Origin of the sequence: Sulfuricurvum sp., assembly GCF_028688295.1 — a bacterium.
Taxonomy (GTDB): domain Bacteria; phylum Campylobacterota; class Campylobacteria; order Campylobacterales; family Sulfurimonadaceae; genus Sulfuricurvum.
Genome location: NZ_JAQTYM010000100.1, coordinates 1 through 5,505 on the forward strand (window position 1 = coordinate 1; position 5,505 = coordinate 5,505).

The following is a 5,505-nucleotide window of genomic DNA, read 5'->3' on the forward strand; positions in this document are numbered from 1 at the left end:
GTCTTTAAAAAAACAGCACTTTTCTCACGCCAGTTCTGCGGGGTATGCTCATCTGATGTAACCACATACAGATCAATATCACTAGACGCATTCGGCTCACCGTACGCATAACTGCCGAACAATACTATTTTTTCAGGCTTCAACGGCAATAAGCTCTCAACAATGGCATTTTTCAGTTCAAGACTTAGTTTCATAGCTGTATTTTAGCGAAAAATCATAGGGGTTGAGTACACAATATCGCTATAATACTACCCATGAATGAAACACTAAAAATCGGGGAAATTAATATCCTCACAATCGATCGCGATACTGTTCCGGGGTTATTCCTCCGTGCACTGGACGAGAGCGACATATTACTGCCAAATCAATACGTCACCGACAAAATGCACATCGGCGATACGATCGATGTATTTGTCTATACCGACAGCGAAGATCGACCTGTAGCGACGACTGTAACACCTAAAGCAATGGTAAATGAAATCGCGTTTGTTGAAGTGCTCGATACGAGCAGTATCGGTGCGTTTGTAGACTGGGGATTGCCAAAAGATCTCTTCGTCCCAAGAGCCCTCCAAAAACGCCCGTTCGCCGTCGGGGATAAACGACTTGTTCGTGTCATCCTCGATGAGCAAACCAATCGACTTGTGGGAACCGAAAAAATCAGCGGTGCGTTAGAGATGCCTCCGAAGAGCTTTTATCCCAACACTCCCGTAACGTTTATGGTCATCGCCAAAACCCCAATGGGATACAAAGTGATTGTCGATCATAAATATGAGGGGATGATCTATGCAAATGAGATTTTTGAAGATGTCCGTGTCGGGCAAATCAAAAACGGCTTTGTGAAAATACTCAGACCTGATGGTAAACTCGATCTCTCTCTTCAGATGGTCGGAAAAGCGAAAGCTTCTAGTGCCGCCGATAAAATCCTCTCGATGATTAAGAGCAACGGCGGGATGTTGCCCTACAACTACAAAAGTGATCCCGACTTGATTCAAAAAACCTTTGGACTCAGTAAAAAGAATTTTAAAAGTGCCTTGACACAACTCGTCGATAGTAAAAAAATAACAGTTCAGGAGAACGGAATTTATGGGATATAGACCACGCAAAAGCCCTTTTAGTCACCTAAAAGCGCGTAACCTCGTATACAGCGAAAATGACCAAACGTTTACCCTTATCAGCTTTAACCGTGAGACGATGCTCTTGGAAGTTCATATCAAAGATGGGGATGTCACGAAGATTGTGACCGATTTTCCGTTTGCCCACTTGCCTAAAAAGATCAAGCAAGAACTCAATCCGCTATAATTGCACCATTATTTTTAGGAGAAATCTATGTCACAATTTACCAACGTCACCGCTGATAAAAAAGCCAATATCTATTTTGAGGGGAAAGTTACCAGTCGAACGATCCGTTTCGAAGATGGTACTATAAAAACTCTCGGGATCATGTTGCCGGGTGAATACACGTTTAATACGGGTGATGCTGAGATCATGGAGATCATGAGTGGTGAGATGGAGGTTCAACTTCCGGATTCAGAAGCATGGATTTCTATTAGCGGACCGCAAAGTTTTGATGTTCCAGCTAACAGTGCTTTTCATTTGAAAGTTAAAACTATTTCAGACTACTGCTGTAGCTTTGTAAAATAATTTATCGTACAGAGATCAATCTCTCTGTACATCCCTCTCATCTATCCATCCCTCATTCTCGTAAGGTTCCCACCCTTTTTTACCGCCGATCCCGCTCACTTTATAATAGTTACCGCTTTTGGCTCTGGAAGTTACCGTGGTATATGCTTTTATCGCGTTACAGCTTCCGCTTAGATCGCATATCTTCGTATCTTTATTGGTTTTCAACCGAACACCCGCTATCGGGATAACTTCGCCAATAGTGATTTTTTCAGATGACGTTGGTTTAGCAGATTTGTCATACTTTCCATCAATTACTTCTAAAAGAAGTTTACGTGATTCTTTATCCCCTTGTTTTGCCGCAGTTGCTAGCCACATCATACCGGTAGTGATATTTTGATCTACCCCACGCCCTGTTGTGTACATAATTGCAATGTTGTATTGGGCATCTGCGTAACCTTGATTCGCCGATTTTAAATACCATATAGCTGCATGAGACTGATTAGCTTCCACGCCGATACCTCGTTCATAAATAACGCCAGTTTGAAACTGCGCAACTTTATTACCTCTTAATGCCTCAGTATAAGTATCCCAAAACGTTTGTTGCGGCGCACTCCATACACTCATCCAAAAAATCAGAAGTAGGGGAAGTATCTTTACAATCATTTTTTGTGATCAATACTATTTTCAGCTATCCATCCCTCACTCATGTATCTTTTCCACCCTTTTTTACTCACTATTCCATTGATCTTATAATATGTACCACGTTTGCTTATGGTTGTAAATACCATTGGCATTTTATAAAGTGTACATACATTATCGTTTCTACAAACAGAAACATTTTCTTTGGTGTAAAGTACCGTTGGACGTATCGTAATAATGCCCTCTTCACTAGTGGACGATGTCTCTTTTAATGGATCTATTTGGAGTTTAGAGAGCAATTTCTCCGCATCGCCATCTCCCTGCTCTGCCGCACGTCTTAACCACTTATCCGCCATCAAGTGGTTTTCAGTAACACCTTTTCCGATTGCATACATCAAACCAATATTATACTGTGCATCAACGTGTCCCTGCGCAGCCGATTTTTCAAACCATTGCGCAGCAGCACTCAAGTTCTGATCAACCGCCATTCCCCGTTCATAAATTACCCCAACGAGGAATTGAGCTTCTTTATCACCACGCAATGCCGCTGTATAGGTATCCCAAAAAATTTGCTGATTTGATCCAAAGAGAGAAAATGTAAAGAGAGCTAGGAGGTATAAATATTTTTTCATAAACTAATTTTCCTTATCAAAAAATAGTTATAACGTATTCCCGCAAGGGGAGATACTTATTTGTAACGATAGGTAATTCGACCCTTATCTAAACTATAAGGAGTAAGTTCGAGTTTTACCGTATCCCCTGGGAGGATTTTGATATAGTGCATACGCATTTTACCTGCGATATGACACAAAATTACATGACCATTTGGCAACTCAACACGAAACGTTGCATTCGGTAGTGCCTCAATAATCTTTCCGTCTACTTCAATGACATCATCTTTTGCCATAGTTATTCCTTTACGCGATTGATAATATTTCAGCTCTACCGTTGATAATTGCAACCGTATGCTCGTAATGAGAGCCTCTCAGCCCATCCGTACTCACCACATCCCAACCATTTGCCAAAATTTTAGAGGTTCCCTCTTTGTGGCAAATCATTGGTTCTAAACAAAAAACCATCCCGTTTTTAATCTTTGGACCCGCTTTTGCATTGGATCCATCCAAATAATTCGGGATTTCTGGTTCTTCGTGCGGTTTTTTACCAATACCATGACCGCAAAATCCTCGTAAGGGGACAAATCCCCGTCCGATAATAAACTGCTCTATCTCATAAGAAAGCTCTTTAAAGCGCATTCCGTCTTTGATAATGTCGATGGCGAAGTAAAGAGCATCTTTAGAACATGCAATTAACGCTTCATCATCAGTACTAATCGTACCAACACCAAGCGAGATTGCAGCATCCCCAAAATAGCCCCCTTTTTTTGTCCCTACGTCAAATCCGACAATATCACCCTCACGCAATGCGTAATCGGTTGGAATACCATGTATGATCACTTCATTGACAGAGGTACAAACGGCACTTGGGAAACCGTAGAGCCCTTTAAAAGAGGGGCTAGCGCCTTGGCTACGGATATACTCCTCACCTAAGGCATCTAACTCTTTTAAGGTAATTCCTGGTTTGGTATGGGAAGCTAACAACTCCAACGTCGCAGCTACGATTTTATTCGCAGCACGAAGTGAAGCTATTTCATCATTTTTGCGTAGCGCAATCGCCATTGTTACAGGCCAACCGCGCTAAGGGTTTGATATTTTGACATATAAACCTGAGCTTCAATACGACGCATGGTATCAAGTGCTACTTGCACTACGATCAGAACCGCAGTCCCTCCGAAGAAGAATGGTACTCCTACCCCTTTGAGGATAACCCACGGTAATGTTGCAACAAGACCAAGGTATATTGCACCCGTAATGGTAAGACGTCCTGCCGTATCGTTCAAAAACTCTTTGGTTGATTCACCTGGGCGAACACCCGGGATAAAACCACCTTGACGCTTGAGGTTATCCGCAATGTCTTTTGCATTAAACACGATAGACGCATAAAAGAATGCAAAGAATACAACGAATACAAAGGTCAAAAAGTTAAAGAAATAGTGATTTGGGTTAAGTATGTCTGCGATGGCCTGAACCGTCGGATTGGTACTTGATGACATTACAGTCATCGGGAACATCAAAATAGCCGAAGCAAAAATAACCGGGATAACCCCTGATAAATTCACTTTAACCGGAATGTAGTTCATAACCCGTTTGTTTTGATTTTCCATCATCGTCTTTTTAGCGTAGGTTACCGGTATACGGCGTTCCCCCAGCTCAACATAGATGATAACCAATACCGTCGCAATCACAAGTGCCACAATGGCAAGAAGGGTCAAGAAACTCATAGCCCCAGTATTCACCATCGTAATCGCTTGTGAAATTGCGCTTGGAATCGCGGAAACGATACCTGCGAAAATGATCAAAGAGACACCGTTACCAATACCGCTTTGGGTGATCTGTTCACCAATCCACATCAACAACATCGTCCCTGCGAGCATCGAAACAACCGCAAGAAGCATAAATGTTGAATGATCAACCAAGATAGCGCTGCTGCCGTCTTTTCCAGTCATACTTTGCAATCCTACACTCACGCCGATCGCTTGTACAATCGTAATTACAATAGTTGCATAACGGATAATTTGCATGTATTTAACCATACCGTCACGCTCTTTTTTCATTTGCGCTAAGTTCGGGAAAGTGGCTGCAAGAAGTTCCATAATAATTGAGGCGGTGATGTAGGGCATAATACCAAGAGAGATAATCGATAGACGTTCTACTGCGTTTCCGCTGAACATGTTGAATAGACCTAACGCATCTGCCGCGTGATCATCAAAAAACGAAGCGATGACAGCTGTGTCAACACCCGGTACCGGCACATAAGCCAGTAGTCGGAAGATAAAGAGAAAACCGATCGTAATTAAGATCTTGTTTACAAGTTGTTGGTTCATTAGTTACCAGTTGTTGTAACGTTTTCGTCTTTAATTTTAGATGCTAAATCTTTAGCGCTTGCGCCCACAAGTTTAACATGTGTAACCGATTTAGCTAAACGGTGAATACTACGGATGCTCTCCATAGTGATTTCCGCAAGAGTTGCAATCTCTTTTACTTTTTCGACATTAATTATTGTCGGTTTTACAACACGTGATGTAAATCCGATTTTTGGCAAACGGCGAGCAAGTGGTTGTTGTCCACCCTCAAAGTTACGTTTTTCATTGTAACCTTTACGCGCTTTTTGACCTTTGTGACCTTT

10 protein-coding genes are annotated in these 5,505 nt (G+C 42.0%); 3 read left to right on the plus strand and 7 right to left on the minus strand.

Going from position 1 to position 5,505, the window contains the following annotated elements:
* On the minus strand, positions 1-194 hold a 194-nt coding region (locus PHR02_RS12775; RefSeq protein ID WP_299992590.1), incomplete at its 3' end, for a nucleotidyltransferase domain-containing protein.
* Between the two features lie 60 nt (positions 195-254).
* Between PHR02_RS12775 and PHR02_RS12780 the strand changes: the two genes are divergently transcribed.
* The 3 genes from PHR02_RS12780 to PHR02_RS12790 are packed head-to-tail and all read left to right on the plus strand — an operon-like array spanning position 255 to position 1,641.
* On the plus strand, positions 255-1,094 hold the full coding sequence (locus PHR02_RS12780; protein ID WP_299992592.1) for a S1-like domain-containing RNA-binding protein: 840 nt from the start codon (positions 255-257) through the stop codon (positions 1,092-1,094).
* Positions 1,084-1,299, plus strand: coding sequence for a hypothetical protein (locus tag PHR02_RS12785; RefSeq protein WP_015652616.1), 216 nt, complete (start codon positions 1,084-1,086; stop codon positions 1,297-1,299). The genes PHR02_RS12780 and PHR02_RS12785 overlap by 11 nt, the downstream gene beginning before the upstream one ends.
* A gap of 27 nt (positions 1,300-1,326) precedes the next feature.
* A complete protein-coding gene (locus PHR02_RS12790) occupies positions 1,327-1,641 on the plus strand; it encodes a pyrimidine/purine nucleoside phosphorylase (protein WP_299992594.1) in 315 nt (104 codons plus the stop codon).
* Positions 1,642-1,656: 15 nt separating this feature from the next.
* Here PHR02_RS12790 and PHR02_RS12795 read toward each other — a convergent pair whose 3' ends face one another.
* The 6 genes from PHR02_RS12795 to rplO all read right to left on the minus strand — a co-directional run.
* On the minus strand, positions 1,657-2,247 hold the full coding sequence (locus tag PHR02_RS12795) for a tetratricopeptide repeat protein (protein WP_299992596.1): 591 nt from the start codon (positions 2,245-2,247) through the stop codon (positions 1,657-1,659).
* Between the two features lie 35 nt (positions 2,248-2,282).
* Positions 2,283-2,894: a tetratricopeptide repeat protein gene (locus PHR02_RS12800; RefSeq protein ID WP_299992598.1), complete on the minus strand. Its 612-nt coding sequence runs from the start codon at positions 2,892-2,894 to the stop codon at positions 2,283-2,285.
* Between the two features lie 56 nt (positions 2,895-2,950).
* Positions 2,951-3,169 carry a translation initiation factor IF-1 gene (gene infA / locus PHR02_RS12805; protein ID WP_294894879.1) on the minus strand — a complete coding sequence of 73 codons (219 nt, stop codon included), beginning with the start codon at positions 3,167-3,169 and terminating at the stop codon, positions 2,951-2,953.
* A gap of 10 nt (positions 3,170-3,179) precedes the next feature.
* Positions 3,180-3,938, minus strand: a complete 759-nt coding sequence (gene map / locus PHR02_RS12810) for a type I methionyl aminopeptidase (protein WP_299992600.1) — start codon at positions 3,936-3,938, stop codon at positions 3,180-3,182.
* Positions 3,939-3,940: 2 nt separating this feature from the next.
* A complete protein-coding gene (gene secY / locus PHR02_RS12815) occupies positions 3,941-5,203 on the minus strand; it encodes a preprotein translocase subunit SecY (RefSeq protein WP_299992602.1) in 1,263 nt (420 codons plus the stop codon).
* Positions 5,203-5,505, minus strand: a 303-nt coding sequence (gene rplO, locus PHR02_RS12820; RefSeq protein WP_299992603.1) for a 50S ribosomal protein L15, incomplete at its 5' end; no start/stop codon positions are given. The genes secY and rplO, both read right to left, overlap by 1 nt.